The following is an 18,754-nucleotide window of genomic DNA, read 5'->3' as shown; positions in this document are numbered from 1 at the left end:
ACAGGACCGTCATGCACATCGACGAGCACGCCGCGCTGAACGCCGACTGCCCCGGCTGGCCGGAGGCTGACCGCGACCGCTACCGCGCCGCAGGATATTGGGGCGACGAGACTTTCGCCGGCACGCTGGCCCGTCTCGCCGCCCGGCACGGCGCGAAGACCGCGCTGATCGAAGGCGAAATCCAGCTTTCCTACGCCGAGCTCGGCCGCCGGGCAGAGATGTTGGCCGGCGCTTTCGCGGCGCTCGGGCTCGTCCGGGGCGACCGCGCGGTGGTCCAGCTTCCCAACGGCGTCGCCTTCGTCGAGACTGTGCTGGCGCTGACCCGGCTGGGGGTCGTCCCGGTCCTCGCCCTGCCCTCCCACCGGCGGCTGGAGATCGGCCGCTTCTGCGCCTTCACGCGAGCGAAGCTGTTCGTCACCGCCGACCGGCTGAACGGCTTCGACCACCGCGCCCTGGCGCGGGAGGTGCGGGCGGAAGCCCCCGATCTGATCCATGTCGTGATCGACGGCGCGGCGGAGGAGTTCACGCCGCTGGACTCGCTGCGCACCTGGAGCGGGCCGGTCCCGCCGGACGCCGCCGCCGCCGGCGACGTGGCTGTCTTCCAGATTTCCGGCGGCACCACCGGCGTGCCGAAGCTGATCCCTCGCCGCCACGACGAGTATCTCTACAACATCGCCACCGCGGCGCGGGCCAGCGGGATGGACGGCGGCACCGTCTATCTCTGCGCCCTGCCGGTCGCCCACAATTTCCCCTTCGCCTGCCCCGGCGTGATGGGGACGCTGGTTTCGGGCGGCACGGCGGTACTGGCGCCCGATCCCGGACCGGAGACCGGCTTCGCCCTGATCGAGCGGCATCGTGTGACCATCACCTCTCTGGTGCCGCCGCTGGCGCTGCTGTGGATGCAGGCGGCCCCGGAGTCGGAGCGCGACCGGTCGAGCCTGCGGACCCTCCAGGTCGGCGGCGCCAAGCTGGCCAGCGAGGCAGCCCGCCGCGTCCGCCCGGCTCTGGGATGCCGGCTCCAGCAGGTGTTCGGCATGGCGGAGGGGCTGATCTGCTATACCGGGCTGGACGACGACGACGAGACCGTCGCCCTGACCCAGGGGCGGCCGATGTCGCCGGGCGACGAGGTCCGCGTCGTCGACGAGGCCGGCAACGACGTTCCGCCGGGAGAGCCGGGACAGCTCCTGACCCGCGGTCCCTATACGATCCGCGGCTACTACCGCATCCCCGAGCACAATGAAGTCGCCTTCACGCCAGACGGATTCTACCGGACCGGCGACATCGTCCGGGTGATGGAGGACGGGTCGCTGATCCTGTCCGGGCGCGACAAGGACCAGATCAACCGGGGCGGCGAGAAGCTGTCGCCCGAGGAGGTTGAGAATCTGCTGCTCGCCCATGAGGGGGTCCACGACGCCGCCGTGGTCGGACTGCCCGATCCCGAACTGGGGGAGCGGATCTGTGCCTTCGTCATCCTCCGCGATGCCGGGCTGAAGCCGTTGGCGCTGACCCGCCATCTGCGTTCGAAGGGGATCGCCGCCTACAAGATTCCCGATCAGTTCCTTTTTCTCGACCGCTTTCCGGAGACCGGCGTCGGCAAGGTCAGCCGCAAGGTGCTGCGCGAGATGCTGAAGCAGGCCTACCAGGCCGAACCCGCCACCGGAACGGAGGGCTGAGATGATGACGGAACAGCCGAACGACACATCGCCGATTGTGCCATCGCCGATCCTGACGCCGGAAACGCTCGGCCTCCGCGCCGCCTCCCCCGACGCCTGCCGCGATCTGGGCGACGTGCGGCAGGCAATCGACCGCATCGACGAGACCATCGTCGGGCTGCTGGGCCTGCGGCTGGGCTATGTGTTGACCGCTGCGCGCTTCAAGCCGGACGCCGCCAGCATCCCGGCACCCGAGCGGGTCGCCGCGATGCTGCCGGAACGGCGGCGCTGGGCCGAGCGACACGGGCTCGATCCCGACTTCGTCGTCCCGCTGTTCAGCCAGATCATCCAGTGGTTCATCCAGCGGCAGGTGGCACACTGGACCCGTGAACGGAGCGGCGGGGCGTCCGGCGCCGACCAGGCCCCGCCCTCCACCCCCTCCAGCCGAGCATGAGCGCCATGTCCGACCCGACCGCCCCCGACGCCTGGACGGTGGAGGCCCTGCACGCCTTCGCGGCGCGCGAGCTGGGCGCCGAACCCGACGAGTTCGGCATCGACGAAAACCTGATCGAGCTGGGCTTGAACTCGCTGTCGCTGATCAAACTTCCGGCGCTGCTCGCCCAACAGGGGATCGACGTCCCCTTCAGCGCCCTGGCGGCATCGCCCAGTGTGGAGAGCTGGTTCGACCTGATCCGGCGGGCGGCGGCCTCGTCCTCCGTCCCCGGCGGAGAGGAAAGCGGCCTTGCCGAAAGCGGCGGCACCGGCGGGGATCCCCATGCACCCTTCCCGCTGACCGACATCCAGCGTGCCTATTGGCTGGGCCGCGACCCTGTTTTCGAGCTGGGAGGCGTCGCTGCCCACGGCTATCTGGAAGTCGAGGCGGACGACCTCGATCCCGACCGGCTGGAGGAGGCGTTGAACGCCACCATCCACGCCAACCCGATGCTGCGGGCGGTCGTCGGCGCCGATGGCATGCAGCGCGTCCTGGCGTCGGTCCCCCGCCTCGCCATTCCCCGCAGCGATCTGCGCGGGCTGCCGGAGGAGGTCGCTGCGGAGCGGATCGCCGCGTTGCGCGACGCCATGGAGCAAGCCGTTCTGCCGGCCGACCGCTGGCCGCTGTTCGACATCCGGCTGACGCGGCTTGCGGAGCGCGGCTGGCTTCTGCACATCGGCTTCGACCTCCTGATCTTCGACCTCAAGTCGCTGGAACTCTGGGTCGACCAGTGGTCGCGCCGCTATGACGGCACGGCCGCCGAACTTCCCGCGCCGGACGCCGCCGGCTTCCAGGCCTATGTGCGGGAACGCGAAAGGCTGGCTGCCTCCCCCCAGGCGGCGCGCGCCCGGCGCTACTGGGAGGAACGGGCCGCCACCCTGCCGCTCGGGCCGCAGCTTCCGCTGGTCCGCGCCGTCGAGACGCTGACCCCGCCCCGCTTCGCACGGGTGCAGACCATCCTGCCCGCCGAAGACTGGCGGCAGCTGCAGGCGCGTGCCCACGCCCGCGGCCTCACGGGCTCGGCGCTGCTGATGGCCGCCTATGCCGCGACGCTGGCGCGCTGGACCGTCGATCGCCACTTCACCCTGACCGCCACCCTGTTCGACCGCTCCTCGCCGACGCTCGTTCTGGACCGCGTCATCGGCGATTTCACCTCGCTGATCCTGCTGGAGGTCGATGCGGCACCCGGCGCCGGATTCGAGGCGATGGCCCATGCCCTTCAGCGGCAGCTGTGGCGCGACCTCGACCACAGCCTCGTCAGCGGGGTGGAGGCGCTGTCGAAGGTCGCCGCCGCCCGCAACGCCCCCAACAAGGCGCTGATGCCCTTCGTCTTCACCAGCGCACTGGGGACCGGCCGCAGCTATCTCGACGCCGCTGCGCGCTTCGGCCGGATCGTCCGGGCGGCGGTGCAGACCCCGCAGACGCTGCTCGACCATCAGGCCCTCGAATGCGGCGGGGATCTGGTGCTGAACTGGGATCATGTCGCGGACGCCTTCCCGGACGGGGTGATCCCGCTGATCGCCGAGGTGCACCGGAGCTTCCTGCACGGCCTCGCTGCCGGCGATGGCGCCTGGAACGCCTCCGGCCCCGATCCGTTCCCCGAGGCCCAGGCCCTGCAGCGGGCCGCGATCAACGCCACCGGCTGGACGCCCGAGGACGGTCCCCAGGGCCGCTTCCGCCGCCTGCATGATCCCTTTCTGCAGCAGGCACGCCTGCGACCGCAGGCCATAGCCCTGCGCCAGGACGGGGTCGCGCTGACCTACCGGCAGCTGGACCATGCCAGCGACCGACTTGCCGGCCGGATCGTGGGTCGGTCCACCGGACGGACCGACAACGCCGGCCCGGTGGTCGCCGTGGTTCTGCCCAGGGGTTGGGAACAGGTCGTCGCCGTGCTGGCCATTCTGAAGGCGGGCGCCGCCTATCTCCCGATCGATCCCGCCCTGCCGCCCGGCCGCATCGCCGCGCTGTTGGAGCAGAGCGGGGCCAAGCTGGCTCTGGTTCCAGCGGGCGACGGCGATGCCAGGCCGGATGACGGCCACCCCGCCCGCCTGCCGGTGGGGCGGGACCTGCTGTCGGACGGCCCCGCCGCTCCGCCGCTTCCGGACCCCGCCGGTCCCGGCGATCTGGCCTATGTGATCTTCACCTCCGGCTCGACCGGCACGCCCAAAGGCGTGATGATCGACCATGGCGCGGCGCTCAACACGATCCTCGACATCAACGCCCGCTATGGAATCGGGCCGCAAGACGCCTGTCTGGCGGTCTCGTCGCTCAGCTTCGACCTGTCGGTCTACGACATCTTCGGCATGCTGGCCGCCGGCGGTGCCATTGTGATGCCGCAGCCATCCCCCGCGCCGGAGCCGGCAGTTTGGCGGCGCCTGATCCGCGACCATGGCGTGACGGTTTGGAACAGCGTGCCGGCCCTGCTGCAGCTGTTCCACGACCATCTGGAGGATGTCGGTGCGGCTGGGGAACTGGACGCCCTGAGAACGATTCTCCTCAGCGGCGACTGGCTGCCGCTCCCCCTCTGCCGCCGCCTCCTTGGCCGGCCGGGGCCGGCCAATCTCATCGCGCTGGGTGGAGCGACGGAAGCCTCGATCTGGTCGATCGCCCACCGCATCGACGGGCTGCCGGGCGACTGGTCCAGCATCCCCTACGGCCAACCCCTCGCCAACCAAACCATCCATGTGCTGGACGCCGAACTGGCGCCCTGCCCCGACTGGGTCGTCGGCGAGATCCATATCGGCGGTATCGGGCTGGCACGCGGCTATTGGCGGGACGCCGAGAAAACGGCCGACCGTTTCATCATCCACCCTACAACGGGGGAGCGTCTCTACCGCACCGGCGACTGGGGACGCTGGCGCCCCGGCGGCCTCGTCGAATTCCTCGGCCGCCGGGACACCCAGGTCAAGGTCAATGGGCTGCGTGTCGAACTGGGAGAAATCGAAACCCTGCTCGGCCAGCAACCCGGTATCCGACAGGCGGCGGTCATCGCGGTGCGCGATCCCCACCACGCCACCGGCGACCGGCTTGCCGGCTTCGTGGTGGCGGCGGACCCGAAGGGCGTTTCCACAGCGGAGCTGCAGGACAGCCTCCTCCAGGCACTGCCGCCGGCCCTCGTCCCGACGACCATCGCGGTGCTGGACGCGCTTCCCCTGACAACGAACGGCAAGCTGGACCGTGCGGCGCTCGCGGCACGGGCACTGTGGCGGGCGGAGGTTGCGACGAGCGGGACGCGGCCGGCGCGGTCTGAACTGGAGACGCGGATCGCCGCCGTCTGGTCTGACCTGCTCGGAGTTCCGGTCATCGACACCGACCAGAGCTTCTTCGCGCTGGGCGGCAATTCCCTGCTCGCAACCCGGTTGGCTGGCCGCCTTACCCAGGCTTTCGGTCGATCGGTTCCTGTGATCCGCGTGTTCGAACACCAGACCATCGCCCGGTTGGCCCGACTGCTTGGCGAGGAAGTCACCGGCACCGCGCAGCAGGAGCCCGCCCCGCGTGCAGCCGAAGCTCAAACGCTTCCGTCCAGCCGGCGTCGGGCGACCGAACAGCGTCGTTTGGCGCGAGCCCAACTCCGCGGATCGGTCACGGATCAGCCCTAGCATTACAGTTGCGATGGATCGGCCTCCCGCCTGTTGAGCAGGCTTTGGGAGGTTGCCATGTCCGGTGTCGCGGTCGAGGACCTGCTGGGGCTGTGGTCAGACGAGTTGCGTGGAGCCAAGGCCCGGCTGCGGCCGCAGTTAGTTCTCGCAGTCCCGCACGTCGGCATCAGCCGGCGCGTTCCTGGACGGGCTGCTCTGGCCGGAGCGGCGCAAGACTGGGTGGATGCGCGGCGAAGCCGCAGGTGATACGGATCCCTGGCGTCAGCAGGCGGTGCTCGGCCGGACCTCCTGGGATGCCGACGCGTTGCGCGACGTGGTCCGCGGGTACGCGCTCGATGCCCTGGCTGAACCGGACGCCACGCTGGCGATCGACGAAACCGGCTTCCTCAAGCAGGGCAAGGCCTCCTGCGGCGTCGGGCGCCAGTACACCGGCTCGGCGGGAAAGATCACCAACTGCCAGATCGGCGTCTTCGCCGCCTACAACTCGTCGAAGGGACATGCTTTCATCGATCGGCGGCTCCACCTGCCCAAGGACTGGACGGGAAACCCAGACCGTCTCGCAACTGTAATGCTAAGCAGGTTTCTTCAGGCCGGGCCTGTGGCCCGATCTGGAGAAACCATGCTTAGCAGCATGGGCGGATGGCTATCCTATATCGATACCAATGGCTCTTCAGTCCATTCGGTCGCTCTCGGCGACACATGTCAGCGTCTGTGTGCCAAGCCCGGTGATCGTTCCCTCCACCACGTCGCCCGGTCGGAGGAAACGCTGGTGGTGCGTGCCGTTGCCCGCTGGCGAACCGGTGCAGAGGATGTCGCCCGGCAGCAGCCGCACCCGGGACGAGACATACTCGATCTGGCGCGCCACATCGAAGATCATGTCGGCGGTGCTGTCGTCCTGCATGATCCGCCCATTGAGTGCGAGCGTGATCCGCAGGTTCTGCGGGTCGGGTACGAAGCGCGCGGGAACGATCCACGGCCCGGTGGGCAGGAATGTCTCCGCGCATTTCGACGACAGCCAATCGGTGCCGATCGCTTTCAGGTCCGGCCGGTAGACCCGGTCCCGAACGGTGATGTCGTTCGTCACGAGATAGCCCGCGACGACCGACAGCGCGTCGGTTCGCGAGACGTTGCGCGCGGGCCGACCAATGACGACGCCGAGTTCCAATTCCCAATCCGGCTCCGCCGCTCCCCTGGGCAGAATGATCCGGTCATAGGGGCCGGTCACCGCCGAGGGCAGCTTGACGAACGCGTAGGGCGTGCCGGTTCGTGCCCGTTCGTCCATCATGACCATCGCCCGTGCCAGGCGCTCTTCGGAGGTCAGCCCTTCCGTGGCGGGATCGGGTTGCTTCGCGCTGAGTTCCGCCACATGCTTGCGATAATTTGCACCGCTGCAGACGATCTGGCGCGGCCGGAGCGGCGCTTCGAGCCGAACGTCGGCGAGATCGACCGCCCCGTCCGCCGGTGGCGCCGCCATGATCGCCGACAGTTTCGCGTCCACCTCGTCCCACGCCTCGAAGATGGCGAGCGTGTCGCCAAACCGGGCAAGGCCGGGAAGGCTGGCGATGTCCCAGACCCGATCATCCTGAATCACGCAGGCGAAGCTGCGCCCGCGGTGTGTCGCCGTGCCGATGGCGTGGTGTTGTGACACGATTGATCTCCGCTCTGAACTCTATGAGGCCGTGGTCTGTCCCGCCTGCGGCGATGCCGCTGAACGGATCCCGTTCAGGCTTGTTTCACCGCATGAAAGCTCACCGCCCGCCACGCCCCGTTTTCCAGCGCCCAGACCTGCGTGACGAAGCTGTTGACCTCGATTTTCTCATCGGTGTCGCGCCGCCCGACCAGATTGGTCATGGGGCCGGTGACGATCACGACCGTCTCGGCCGGCACACGCACCAGCAGATCGCCCCGCCGCACGTCGTAGAACCGCAGGAAGCGGCTGGCGTGCTCAAGCAGTTGCTCCTTTCCATGGACGATCCCGGTGGTGTGGACATGCACCAGATCATCCGCCATCAATTCGTCGAGCATGGCGATGTCGTCCGCGACGAGCGCCGCACAACGGCGCGCCTCCTGCTTCAGAACCGCCGCTTCGATCACGCGCCGCGCCTGTTCGGTCACTGCCATTCGCTGTCCTTTCAGCGCCCGCCCTCGATCGGTGGAGCGCCATCGTTCAATCGATATGCCTTGTGGGGAAACCGCCAGGCGCGGTGGGGAGCCAGGTCTGCCCCCAGCCTCAGCGATGCCCCTTCTCCTTGCGCACCGGCGTGACGCCGTCGACATAGCCCACGTCCCATGGCGCCTCGTCGAAAATCCAGGGCTGCAGGTTGTGCATGAAGGTCATGGTGCCGAAAGCGGCATCCCAGGTGCGCGGGACCCAGCTGTCGTCCAGCATGTCGCTGTCGCAGCCATATTCCGCCTCGCCGCCTGCAGGGCATGGAAGATAGAGGAAAATGGCGCTGGCGATGCGATGACGCCCGAGGCCCCAGGTCGATTTCTGCCAACCCCGACGCTCCATGAGGTTGGCGCCGATCATCACCTCGTCGATGTCCTCGACGCCGAAGTTGGCATGATTGAAGCGAACCTTCCCGTCCAATCCTGGAAATGGCAGGTCGGACTTCAGCCAATAGATCGAATGGTGATCCTTCGTGCCGGGCGCGCGGGCGAAGATCCCGAATCCCCGCTGGATGTCGGACAGGCGGAATTGCAGCACGTCGCGATACCACTGCCAGCTGGCCTGGGGATCCGGCACCTGATAGACGACGTGCTGGATCGTCTTCGGGCTGGCTTTCAGCTTCCACTTGCGCAGCTGGTTGAGGCGATGGATCGACCCGAGGCTGTTCACCGGATCGGGCGCGCCAAACACCGTCCGCTTCGGATAGACGCGGATCCCGGCTGCAATACCGTCACAGTCTAGGAAATGCGCCGTGCCTTCGTCGTCGATGGAAACCTCGGTCACTTCGCGCAAGCGGGCGACCACCCGGTCATGGTGCTTCTGATCGGGAACGCCCCAGATCACTTTCTGGACACCGTAGCCGACAAGCCGCTGCCCCTCGGTAACCGCATCCGCCAGCGGCCGGATGACGACGCTGGAGCCTTCCTCCAGTTCGAACAGGGCGGCCTTCGCGTCGGCGGTCACCAGGGGCAGGCCGAAGTCGGTGAAATAGCGGGTGCAAAGGGGCACGTCCTCCACACCGTAGATGATCGTCTCGATCCCGTTGATGCCAGACAATTCGCCTCTCCCGAAGTCCTGTTGATCGCTTCAATAGTCCGCAGCCAGGGCATGGCTGGCCGCGCCCATCAATTCGCCGAGCCGGGCGGCCGGCCCGCGTGCGAGCTGGTGGGCTCCGATGGCCAGGCTGCTCTCCACCACGATCCGGCAGCGCTCGTAGCGGCGCGCGGTGAAGGCCGCGAGCGCGGACGGTACATCGCTTCCGGAGCGCTCCAGTTCCTCGCCCAGCACCATCGCGTCCTCCACCGCCGATCCGGCGCCGGAGGCCAGGTGCGGCGTGGTGGCGTGGGCGGCGTCGCCGATCAGCACCACACGCCCGCTGTGCCAGGGGGCCGGCTGGAGCGCGGCTTCCAGCGGGCGATAGACGATGGAACTGGACTGGCTCACGGAGTCGCGGATGGCGGCAACGGCGCCGCCGAAATCGGCCAGCAGCGCGCGGACCATGGCCGGCTGTTCGGCCGGCTCGATCCATTTGCGGTCGGGATCGGGGTTGAGGATGAACAGATAGACCTCGTCCCTGGACACCGCATTGATGCCGACCAGATTCTCATGCCCGACATAGAATTGCGTGCGGGTGAACCCCTCCGGCCGCTTGGCCACGATGCGCCAGCTGCCTTGCCCGTTCGGCGTCGGCGTCACCGCGTTGGCGAACAGCATGGACCGGGTCTTCGAATAAATTCCGTCCGCCGCCACCGCCAGATCGAAGGACTGGGTCGTTCCATCGGTGAAGGTCACCTCAACCCGGTCGGGCTGGTTGACGATCCGCTCGGCGCCGACGCCCAGCACGACATCCACGCCCAGTCGGCGGACCTCGCTGGACATGATCTTGTGAAGAACCGGCCGCATGATCCCGCCCGCCGCCGGCAGCCCCGGTTCAAGCTCCGGATCGTCGAACCGATGGATCGGCGCACCGCTGTAGTGAAAGAGCTCATGCCCGATCACGCAAGCGCCATGCTCCACGATCCTGTCGAACAGGCCAAGCCGGCGAAACGCGCGGAATGTGGGGGCGGTGACGGTGATGCCGGCGCCGTAGACACGCCATTGGGGATCGATGTCGATCAATTTGACGGTGTGGCCAAGCTGGCGAAGACGAACAGCCGTCGCCATTCCGCCGATACCGCCGCCGATGATGAGTACTGAGCTCAATGACGTTTCTCCCGTTGAACTTTTCCCAAAGCGTCATGCGAATAAAATCAATCGCTTGACACTTCGGCTCTTTGTTTGACGATCGGATTCGCCCGTCGAAGCCCACTGGATTTCAGGTAATCCGGTCCGTTTGCAGCCCCAGCAACCGGGCGGCGTTCAGCCCGAGGATGCGATCACGAATCTGCGGCTCCAAGTCGGCATGGAAGGCCAGCGGGTCCGGCTCGGCCATGTCGAAGGGATAGTCCGTGCCCAGGCACAGCCGTTCCGGTCCATGCACGCGCAGCAGCGCATCGAGCTGGCTCCGGTCGAACACGAGCGTATCCAGCCAGACCTGACGGAGATAATGCGAAGGTTCGTGCGCGATGTGGGTCCGGCATTCCGGCCGCACCCGCCAAGCGTGATCCATCCTTCCCCAATAGCTCGGCAGATATCCACCGCCATGGGCCACGCAAAGCTTGAGACCGGGATGGCTGTCGAGCACGCCGCCGAAGATCAGGTGGGAGAGCGCGATGGTTGCTTCCAGCGGATTCCCGATGATGTTGTTGAGGTAGTATTCCGTCAGCCTCTCGCCATGCGTGAAGCCAAGCGGATGCAGGAAGACGAGAACGCCAAGCTCCTCGGCCGCCGCGAAGAAGGGACGAAATTCAGGATCGGCGAGTTCCCGTCCGTTCACGTTCGAATTGATCTCCACCCCGCGAAAGCCCAGCTCCGTCACGCAACGGCGCATTTCGGCAATCGCCATCCCGGTGTTCTGCAAAGGCACGTTGCCGAGCGCCACGAACCGGTCCGGGTGCGCTGACACGGCCTCCGCCAAGCCATCATTGACCATCCGGCTGAGTTCACGGCCCAGTTCCGGCGGCGTGAAGTAGAAATACTGGCCCGGCGAGGGACTGATCGCCTGGACATCGATGCCCAGGCGGTCCATATCCGCCAGCCGCTCCTCCGTGCCGTGCAGGCGGGAGGCGATGGCGGCAAACATGCTGCCGTTCACCGCCTGCGATGCGGAAGAGGTGAACGGCATCGCGGCCGGGGCGTTGGGAAGAACCTCCCGCAGGCGTGCGTCGGCCCGCCGGACGGCAAGATGGCAGTGAATATCGACGACCAGCGACTGGCCGTCGCGACGCACGATGGGGTGGTCGCCCTCATGGGCGCAGCGGTGAAAACTGCCTGTCATGGCCATCCCCGGCAGTCTGGTTTCGGTCCGCTGAGGCTAGCCGCCGCCCGCCGCAGCGGGAACGCGTTTCTTCGGATAGAACCTATCGGTAAGACTGATTGCTTTTTCCAACACCAATTGGTCAACTTGAACTGTTCGCGGCCATCGCAGGGGAATGACGTGCGTTTTGACGGGCTGGACCTCAATCTCCTTGTCGTGTTCGACGCCCTGATCGAGGAAAGCTCGGTTTCCGGAGCCGCAAGGCGGTTGAACATGAGCCAGTCGGCCATGAGTGGTTCGCTGGCACGTCTTCGTCAGTTCTTCGGCGACGACCTGCTGGTGCAGGTGGGGAACAAAATGATGCCCACTGAGACCGGCCTCGAATTGGCCGGCCGGGTGCGCGAAGTCCTGACCCTGGTCCGCGCGACGATCACCACACCAATCGAGTTCAACCCTGCGACGGTGGAACGGCAGTTCCACATTGTGGTTTCGGACTATGTATACGACGTGATGCTGGCCGAAGTTCTGCGGAACATAAGAAAGGTTGCGCCGAGGCTGACATTCGATCTCGCCACGCCGACAGCCCAACATGCGGAGTGCTTCCAGCGTGGTGAAGTCGATCTGTTCATTACGATTGAGGATTATCTGTTCGCCGATCACCCGGCCCGCTTCCTGTTCGAAGACCGGCTTTCAGTGATAGCGTGGAACGGGGCGCCGGCGCGCAACGGCACTCTGACGATGCAGGAGTTTCTTGAACGCCCCTGTGTGGACATCCGCTTCGGCCCGGGGCGTGCCCCTTCCTTCGTTCAGCGACTGATCAGGGGTACCGACCTCAAGGTGAACGTCGAAGTCAGGGTCGACAATTTCAATTCGGTGCTCGCCTCGGTCATCGAAACCGATCGTCTCGCGCTGCTCAACGGTCTACACGCCCTTCATTTCAGCCGGTTGTACCCGCTTGCCGTCTACCCGCTGCCGATGCCTGCACCGCTCATCCGCGAGCATGTGCAATGGCATTCGAAGCGCCGGAGCGACGCTGGGGTTCAGTGGCTCAAGGACAGGATCGTCGAGGGTGCGCACCGACATATCGCAGCAGGCACATAAGCCTCCTCCGAAATGGCAGCAAGCCCGGCGACCGGGCATGCACCGGGTCGGTGGACACGGGTTTACGCGGATCTTGGCTCAGCCTGTTATGGGCTGACCTATCCGATGGCCGAGATGGTCCCGCCCATTCGCCGCTGGCTTCCGCCACATCGCCGCTGGGGGTGGGCGTCACTTCCCAGGGCATCGGCATGAACGCCCGTGGGCAAGGCTCCACACGAACCCGTCATGCGCAGCGCGCGACCGCATGGTCGCCGGCGGGGTGAAGCCCCCCAATCCGAGTGAACCACAGGAGCGCAACCGGCCATCCATCCGTCCAGACGATATGACGCATCGGCAGGAAAGATTTCACGCATCGCAAACAGATTTGTAGACTGATGATGGAACGGCCGCACAAGATGGCCGCCGGATTTGAAAGTTCGGCATCGCTGCCGCTTTCCACCAACAATCATAAATTCAACCGCCATGGCCGCCGCTGCCGGCCGTGCGGGACCGCGTCCTTGGGAGGGTGCATGATGTCCGATGCCTTGGTGCAGGTGGTGCCGTCGCGCGCCGCCACCGCACAATCCGTGTCCTTGATTCTGCCGGTCATCCTGCCGGTGATGGCGGCGGTTCTCGTCGCTCCGGTCATTCCCGACATCAGCCGGGCCTTCGCCGCCGATCCGAACGCCGGACTTCTGGTTCCGGTCGCCATCACGATCCCGGCGCTGATGCTGGCCCTGTTCTCACCGCTCGCCGGGTGGTTGGCCGACCGCTTCGGGCGCAAGCGCCTGCTGGTTGCCGCCCTGCTGGTCTATGCGGCCTGCGGCGTGGCGCCGATCTGGCTCGACCATCTGCCGGCGATCATCCTGGCCCGCGCGCTGCTGGGGATTTGCGAGGCGGCGGTGATGACCTGTTCGACCACGCTGATCTGCGATCACAACCAGGGCCGCGAGCGGGAACGCTGGCTGGCGATGCAGTCGGTGGTGGCCTCGCTGTCGGCGATTCCGCTGATCGCCGTGGGTGGCCTGCTCGGCGAGCAGGGCTGGCGCACGCCTTTCGCGATCTACGGGCTGGCGGCCTTCCTCGCGCCGGTCATCCTGTTCCTGGTTGAAGAGGCGCCGAAGGAGCTTCACAAGACGGTGGAGACCGCGTCCGCCATTCCCTGGCGGCGCTTCGCCACCGTCAGCCTGCTGGTGCTGACGGCAAGCCTGCTGTTCTACATCGTGCCGATCCAGATGGGCTTTCTCCTGGCGATCCAGGGCATCGCCTCGCCGCAGATGATCGGGCTGGCGACCGCCACCGGCAGTCTCGCCATCCCCGTCGGCGCCCTGCTGTTCCGCCGCCTGTCGCGCAAATCCACGCCGCTGATGGCGGCGCTGGCCTTCGCCGGCATGGGGCTGGGGCTGCTGGCGATGGCGATGGCCGGCGATTTTCCAAGCATCGTCGCCGGTGCGGTTCTGCACGGCTTCGGCTGGGGCATCGCGCTGCCGCTGCTGCTGACGGTGGCGATGGCCGAACTGCCCTTCGATCTGCGCGGACGCGGCACCGGGCTGTTCATGGGGGCGGTGTTCATCGGCCAGTTCCTCAGCCCGCTGGTCGTGGCCGCCGTCGAGCATGCGTCCGGCGGACTGGTTCGCGCGATCGGGATCTTCGCCCTCTGCGGCCTTCTGCTTGCCGTGACCGCCACGCTGACCCTGCGCGGCACCCAAACCGGCCGATAAAGAGAAGCCGGCCAATAACACGAAAAGCCGGACCGAACCGCCCCCGATCCAGAGGGGCGGCACAAACCCCCGCATTCAAAAAAAGACAGGAAGGGAACGATGACTGTAATGGCGCACTCTCGTGAAAGCCGCATTTCCGGTGGAGTTTCCTCGCTGGCCCTCGCCGTTGCCGTGGCGGGATGGCTGGGCCTCGCCGCCAGCCCCGCCGAAGCGACGGAAGGGGGAACTTCGCAATATATCGGCGGTTCGGCGCAGTTCTACGGCGCCGGCATTCCGCCCTTCCCCGGCACTTATATATTGTCGCAAACGAACTTTTACGCAGCCAACCGTCTGAATGACGGCAACGGCAACAAGATCCCCATAGATTTTTCGCTGAAGACCTATTCCAACACCTTCCGTCTACTGCATGTCAGCGACATCAAGCTGGCGGGGGCGGACGTCTGGGGGCAGCTGGTGCTTCCCGTCGTCCATGGTGATCTCAGCATCATGGGCCGTGGCGACACCCAGACCTCCATCGCCGACGTGACCGGAACGGCCGGGCTGGTCTGGCACATGGACGGCCATTCCCTGGTCGTCGGCCTGGACATCGCCGCCCCCACCGGCCGCTACAAGAAGGAGAACATGTTCAACATCGGGGCCAACCACTGGGCGATCCAGCCGGTGTTGGGCTACAAGTATTTCGACCCGCAAGGGCTGGATCTCTCCCTGGTGCCCCGCGTCGTTTTCAACACCAAGAACACGGCGACCGACTACACGTCCGGCAACGAGCTGTATATCGATTACGCGGTCGGCTGGAATTTCGGCCCGACCAAGGTCGGTTTGGTCGGCTACGCCTATCAGCAGCTCACCGACGACAAGGGACGCGGCGTCGGTTCCGATGGCAACAAGGGCAAGGCCTTCGCCATCGGCCCGTCGCTGACCTACAGCTTCAGTCCCGGACTGCATGTCAGCGGATCCTGGCAGCGCGATCTGGTGGCCGAACATCGGACCCAGGGAAACAACCTGTGGTTCAATGTGGGCTTCAAGCTCTGACGGTCCCAACAAGGAAGCATCGTCATGACATCGCAGCATGAAGGGGCCGGCGGAAGCCCGCTGTTCCGCCTGGACGGTCGGGTGATGGTCGTCACCGGTGCCGGCCGGGGCATCGGGCTGGCGGTGGCGGAGCAGGCGGCCCTCGCCGGGGCGGCGGTCGTGCTGTCCAGCGAGGATGGGGCGGCCTGCGAATCCGCGGCGGCCGGGCTGCGCGGCCGGGGCCTGACGGCTCTGGCCGTGGCCTGCGACGTCCGCCGGCCGGAACAGCTGTCCGCCCTGCTGTCGGCCACGCTCGACCGCTTCGGCCGCCTCGACAGCCTGGTCGCCAATGCCGGCGTCACGCTGGAGGAGGGGCCGAGCGCCCGGGTGTCGGACGACGCCTACCGGACCATGATGACGATCAACCTGGACTCCACGGTCCGGCTCTGCACCATCGCCGCCCCCCTCATGGCGGAGGGTGGCGGTGGGTCCATCATCGTCATGTCCAGCCTCGCCGGTCTGCGCGGCAACCGCAATCTCGGCGTCTATGCGCTGACCAAGGCGGCCAACGCTCAGCTCGCCCGCAATCTGGCGGTGGAATGGGGGGCGGCGAACATCCGCGCCAACGCGGTGGCCCCCGGTCTGATCGACACCGCCTTCGCCGGGCCGCTGAAGGAGAAACCCGAGGCGCTGCGCCGCCGGCTCGACCGCACGCCGCTCGGCCGCATGGGGGCGCCGGAGGAGGTGGCCGGCGCCGTCCTATTCCTCGCCAGCCCGGCGGGCGCCTTCGTCACCGGGCAGACGCTCGTCGTCGATGGCGGTACGCTGATCGCCGATTGACCCACAGCCACCCTTTTAAGGACCAGCCATGTTCCAACTTCGCACCTACACGCTCGCCAGCGCCGAGGCGGCGGACCGCTACCTGTCCGTCCATTGGCCGCGCCATCTTGAAAGCCTGCCCGCCTTCGGCATCACCGTCCATGGCGTCTGGCGGTCGGTCGATCCCGACGCGCCGGCCCGTGTCCTCGCCCTGGTCTCCTTCGCGCCAGGGGCCGACATCGCCGCGGTGAACGCCGCCTATATGCAAAGCGACGCCTTCCGCGCCGACATGGACGGCTTCGACGTCAGCGCCATCCGTGCCGTCGAGGCGCAGCTGCTCGCCACTCTGCCCGGCCTGCCGCCGCTCTGATCCGGCCGGACCGATGCATCACGGACGACGAGCCTTCGCCGACGATGCATCGGTCCCACCGATGCAAGACATCGCAACAGACCATTGGTCAGCGGTTCGGCCAATGTGCAGTATGAAATAACAGTCCGGACAACGAACGATCTTCACCGACCTTTCCGACCGCCGCTTCCCGAATTCATCCCTGCTGATCCGTGCGCCGCCGTGCGCCACGCCCCCGGCTTGCCCGGACGGCGCCCCGGTCCCGGTTCCCGCATGGTCGCACGCCACCTGATCAAGAGGCTTCCATCATGGCCATCGTCGGCATCGATACCGTCCTGTACGGGGTCGAGGATCTCGATCTCAGCACCCGCTTCTTCGAGGATTTCGGCCTTCCGCTGCTGTCGCGCAGCGCGGAGGAGAGCGTCTTCCGCCTCGATGAGGGCTCAACCGTCCTGCTGCGTCCCTACGGCCATCCCAGCGTTCCGAAGGGAACCTACCAGGGCTATGGCGTCAAGGAGACCATCTGGGGCGTCGACAGCCAGGAGAGCTTCGACCGGCTGGTGCGCGACATCGGCAGCGACCGCGAGGTGACGGTCGGGCCGGACGGGGCGGCGCGTTTCCGCACCGACTGCGACCTGCCGGTCGGCCTGCGGGTCTTCAACCGCAAGAAGGTGGTCTACGCCCCCGATCCGCTGAACGCGCCGGGCCATGTCGGCCGCCTGAACCAGCACCGCAAATGGAAGCGGCGCGCCCGGCCGAAGACGCTGAACCATGTCGTCTTCGCGGTGGAGGATTACTGGAAGAGCTTCGCCTTCTTCCGCGACCGGTTGAAGTTCCGCCTGTCCGACCACCAGAAGCAGGTCGGCATCTACAGCCGCTGCGACGGCGCCAACGATCACCACAACATGTTCCTGGCCGATTGCAAGCTGCCGGGCATGCCGGGACACCCGGCCTTCCACCACTGCAATTTCGGTGTCGAGGACATCGACGAGGTGATGGTCGGATCCAACTACATGACGCGCCAGGGCTGGAAGCACGGCTTCCTCGGCACCGGCCGCCACCGCATCGCCTCGGCCCTGTTCTGCTACCTGCTGTGCCCGGCGGGCGGCGAGGCCGAATACGGCGCCGACAGCGACTATCTCGACGACAACTGGATCCCGCGCGAGTGGGAGTTCCGCTTCGGTACCGCGACCTGGATGCACTCGATGCCGCACTTCATGCAGGAAGAGGTGCCGTGGGACGTCGAGTTCTACAAGGAATTCCTGCCGCCGCGGAAATGACGCGGCGGAGCTGGACTCAAAAAGCCTGGAAAACAAGGAATGGGCCAAGGACCGGCGGCGAATCCGCCGGTCTCCGGAGGGAACGAAAAGCATGAAACCCGTCGAAAAGATCCTGGTGGTGGGTGGCGGCATCGGCGGACTGGGCGCGGCCATCGCGTTGCGCCGCCGCGGCTTCGCCGTCGATCTGGTTGAGGTGAAGCCGGACTGGACGGTCTACGGCGTCGGCATCATCGTGCAATGCAACGTGGTGCGCGCCATCGCCCAGCTCGGCATCCTCGACCATTTCCTCGATTCCGCCTTCAGCTTCGACAATGTCAGCATCTACCGCACCGATGGCGGGCGTATCGCCACCATTCCGGGGCACCGGCTGGCCGGTCCCGATTATCCGGCCAATGTCGGCGTATCGCGCCGCGCCCTGCACAATGTGCTGGTGGCGTCGGCGGCCGAGTTGGGCGCCTCGCTGCGTCTCGGCGTCACCGTCGAAACGCTGAATGACGATGGCGACGGGGTGGACATCCTGTTCACCGACGGCCGGCGCGAACGCTACGATCTGGTGATCGGCGCCGACGGACTGTTCTCCAAGGTGCGCGGCCTGCTGTGGGGCGACGCGGTGCGCCCGCGCTTCACCGGCCAATCGGTCTGGCGCTACAATTTCCGCCGCAGGCCGGAGGTCGACCATCTGATGTCCTTCACCGGGCCGGAGGCGAATGCCGGGCTGGTGCCGCTGACCGACGAGCTGATGTACATGTATGTGACCTCGGTCGAACCGGGCAATCCGCGCATGGAGACGGCGCAGCTGCCCGCCCTGATGCGGGAGCGGCTGGCCGGCTTCGGCGGCCTGATCGGCGAGCTGCGCGAGGAGATCACCGACCCCGAGGGCGTGGTCTACAAGCCGCTGGAGGTGGTCTTCACCCCGGAGCCGTGGCATCGCGGCCGTGTCGTGCTGATCGGCGACGCCGCCCACGCCACCACCCCGCATCTGGGCCAGGGCGCCGGCATGGCGATCGAGGATGTGCTGGTGCTGGCCGAGGAGCTGGAGCGCGGCGGACCGCTGGAGCGGGTCTTCGCCGCTTACATGGACCGCCGCCTGCCGCGCTGCAAATACATCGCCGAAACCTCGATCCAGATCGGCGAGTGGGAGATGAACAAGGTCGACATCGACCGCTCCCCCATCGTCCGGCAGATGCTGGAACTGACCGCCCAGCCGATCTGATCCCCGTTGCGA

Annotated in this window: 15 protein-coding genes and 1 pseudogene; 11 read left to right on the top strand and 5 right to left on the bottom strand. The window is 66.9% G+C overall.

Annotated features, from left to right (window positions below; translation table 11 throughout):
- Positions 1 to 11 precede the first annotated feature (11 nt).
- The 4 genes and pseudogenes from A6A40_RS22385 to A6A40_RS22370 all read left to right on the top strand — a co-directional run.
- On the top strand, positions 12 to 1,673 hold the full coding sequence (locus tag A6A40_RS22385; RefSeq protein WP_108548108.1) for a (2,3-dihydroxybenzoyl)adenylate synthase: 1,662 nt from the start codon (positions 12 to 14) through the stop codon (positions 1,671 to 1,673).
- 52 nt (positions 1,674 to 1,725) lie between these two features.
- A complete protein-coding gene (locus A6A40_RS22380) occupies positions 1,726 to 2,106 on the top strand; it encodes an isochorismate lyase (protein WP_236783984.1) in 381 nt (126 codons plus the stop codon).
- Positions 2,107 to 2,111: 5 nt separating this feature from the next.
- Positions 2,112 to 5,744, top strand: a complete 3,633-nt coding sequence (locus tag A6A40_RS22375) for a non-ribosomal peptide synthetase (protein WP_158279341.1) — start codon at positions 2,112 to 2,114, stop codon at positions 5,742 to 5,744.
- A gap of 57 nt (positions 5,745 to 5,801) precedes the next feature.
- Positions 5,802 to 6,306 (top strand): annotated as a pseudogene (locus tag A6A40_RS22370) (IS701 family transposase); the annotation flags it as partial.
- 108 nt (positions 6,307 to 6,414) lie between these two features.
- Here A6A40_RS22370 and A6A40_RS22365 read toward each other — a convergent pair.
- The 5 genes from A6A40_RS22365 to A6A40_RS22345 all read right to left on the bottom strand — a co-directional run bounded on the left by A6A40_RS22365 (position 6,415) and on the right by A6A40_RS22345 (position 11,296).
- Complete coding sequence (locus A6A40_RS22365) at positions 6,415 to 7,392, bottom strand: fumarylacetoacetate hydrolase family protein (RefSeq protein ID WP_236783963.1); 978 nt, start codon at positions 7,390 to 7,392, stop codon at positions 6,415 to 6,417.
- A 74-nt stretch (positions 7,393 to 7,466) separates the two neighbouring features.
- Positions 7,467 to 7,865: a nuclear transport factor 2 family protein gene (locus A6A40_RS22360; protein ID WP_158279340.1), complete on the bottom strand. Its 399-nt coding sequence runs from the start codon at positions 7,863 to 7,865 to the stop codon at positions 7,467 to 7,469.
- Between the two features lie 109 nt (positions 7,866 to 7,974).
- Positions 7,975 to 8,970, bottom strand: a complete 996-nt coding sequence (locus tag A6A40_RS22355) for a VOC family protein (RefSeq protein ID WP_108548104.1) — start codon at positions 8,968 to 8,970, stop codon at positions 7,975 to 7,977.
- 30 nt (positions 8,971 to 9,000) lie between these two features.
- On the bottom strand, positions 9,001 to 10,116 hold the full coding sequence (locus A6A40_RS22350) for an FAD-dependent monooxygenase (protein ID WP_146191612.1): 1,116 nt from the start codon (positions 10,114 to 10,116) through the stop codon (positions 9,001 to 9,003).
- Positions 10,117 to 10,228: 112 nt separating this feature from the next.
- Positions 10,229 to 11,296 carry an amidohydrolase family protein gene (locus A6A40_RS22345; protein ID WP_236783962.1) on the bottom strand — a complete coding sequence of 356 codons (1,068 nt, stop codon included), beginning with the start codon at positions 11,294 to 11,296 and terminating at the stop codon, positions 10,229 to 10,231.
- Between the two features lie 153 nt (positions 11,297 to 11,449).
- Here A6A40_RS22345 and A6A40_RS22340 point away from each other — a divergent pair, with 153 nt between their 5' ends.
- The 7 genes from A6A40_RS22340 to A6A40_RS22310 all read left to right on the top strand — a co-directional run bounded on the left by A6A40_RS22340 (position 11,450) and on the right by A6A40_RS22310 (position 18,742).
- A complete protein-coding gene (locus A6A40_RS22340) occupies positions 11,450 to 12,370 on the top strand; it encodes a LysR family transcriptional regulator (RefSeq protein ID WP_158279339.1) in 921 nt (306 codons plus the stop codon).
- Between the two features lie 509 nt (positions 12,371 to 12,879).
- Positions 12,880 to 14,070, top strand: coding sequence for an MFS transporter (locus tag A6A40_RS22335; RefSeq protein WP_158279338.1), 1,191 nt, complete (start codon positions 12,880 to 12,882; stop codon positions 14,068 to 14,070).
- Positions 14,071 to 14,178: 108 nt separating this feature from the next.
- Positions 14,179 to 15,102 (top strand): SphA family protein, encoded by a 924-nt coding sequence (locus A6A40_RS22330; protein ID WP_158279337.1) that lies wholly within the window; start codon positions 14,179 to 14,181, stop codon positions 15,100 to 15,102.
- A 24-nt stretch (positions 15,103 to 15,126) separates the two neighbouring features.
- Positions 15,127 to 15,921, top strand: a complete 795-nt coding sequence (locus A6A40_RS22325) for an SDR family NAD(P)-dependent oxidoreductase (protein WP_108548098.1) — start codon at positions 15,127 to 15,129, stop codon at positions 15,919 to 15,921.
- Between the two features lie 28 nt (positions 15,922 to 15,949).
- Entirely contained in the window at positions 15,950 to 16,270 is a 321-nt protein-coding gene (locus A6A40_RS22320) for an NIPSNAP family protein (protein WP_108548097.1), read from the top strand.
- Between the two features lie 287 nt (positions 16,271 to 16,557).
- Positions 16,558 to 17,529 carry a VOC family protein gene (locus A6A40_RS22315; protein WP_108548096.1) on the top strand — a complete coding sequence of 324 codons (972 nt, stop codon included), beginning with the start codon at positions 16,558 to 16,560 and terminating at the stop codon, positions 17,527 to 17,529.
- Between the two features lie 91 nt (positions 17,530 to 17,620).
- Entirely contained in the window at positions 17,621 to 18,742 is a 1,122-nt protein-coding gene (locus A6A40_RS22310) for an FAD-dependent oxidoreductase (RefSeq protein WP_108548095.1), read from the top strand.
- The last annotated feature ends 12 nt before the right edge of the window (positions 18,743 to 18,754 follow it).

Origin of the sequence: Azospirillum humicireducens (genome assembly GCF_001639105.2) — a bacterium.
Classification (GTDB): Bacteria; Pseudomonadota; Alphaproteobacteria; order Azospirillales; family Azospirillaceae; genus Azospirillum; species Azospirillum humicireducens.
The sequence above is the reverse complement of the archived record's forward strand: the minus strand, read 5'-3'. Positions and strand labels throughout refer to the sequence as shown.

What these genes read in the sequence shown, in the direction of transcription:
- A6A40_RS22385 (WP_108548108.1), top strand. Translation starts at nt 12, where the DNA reads ATGCACATCGACGAGCACGCCGCGCTGAACGCCGACTGCCCCGGCTGG.
- A6A40_RS22375 (WP_158279341.1), top strand. Translation starts at nt 2,112, where the DNA reads ATGTCCGACCCGACCGCCCCCGACGCCTGGACGGTGGAGGCCCTGCAC.
- A6A40_RS22360 (WP_158279340.1), bottom strand. Translation starts at nt 7,865, where the DNA reads ATGGCAGTGACCGAACAGGCGCGGCGCGTGATCGAAGCGGCGGTTCTG.
- A6A40_RS22345 (WP_236783962.1), bottom strand. Translation starts at nt 11,296, where the DNA reads ATGGCCATGACAGGCAGTTTTCACCGCTGCGCCCATGAGGGCGACCAC.
- A6A40_RS22335 (WP_158279338.1), top strand. Translation starts at nt 12,880, where the DNA reads ATGATGTCCGATGCCTTGGTGCAGGTGGTGCCGTCGCGCGCCGCCACC.
- A6A40_RS22330 (WP_158279337.1), top strand. Translation starts at nt 14,179, where the DNA reads ATGGCGCACTCTCGTGAAAGCCGCATTTCCGGTGGAGTTTCCTCGCTG.
- A6A40_RS22325 (WP_108548098.1), top strand. Translation starts at nt 15,127, where the DNA reads ATGACATCGCAGCATGAAGGGGCCGGCGGAAGCCCGCTGTTCCGCCTG.
- A6A40_RS22320 (WP_108548097.1), top strand. Translation starts at nt 15,950, where the DNA reads ATGTTCCAACTTCGCACCTACACGCTCGCCAGCGCCGAGGCGGCGGAC.
- A6A40_RS22315 (WP_108548096.1), top strand. Translation starts at nt 16,558, where the DNA reads ATGGCCATCGTCGGCATCGATACCGTCCTGTACGGGGTCGAGGATCTC.
- A6A40_RS22310 (WP_108548095.1), top strand. Translation starts at nt 17,621, where the DNA reads ATGAAACCCGTCGAAAAGATCCTGGTGGTGGGTGGCGGCATCGGCGGA.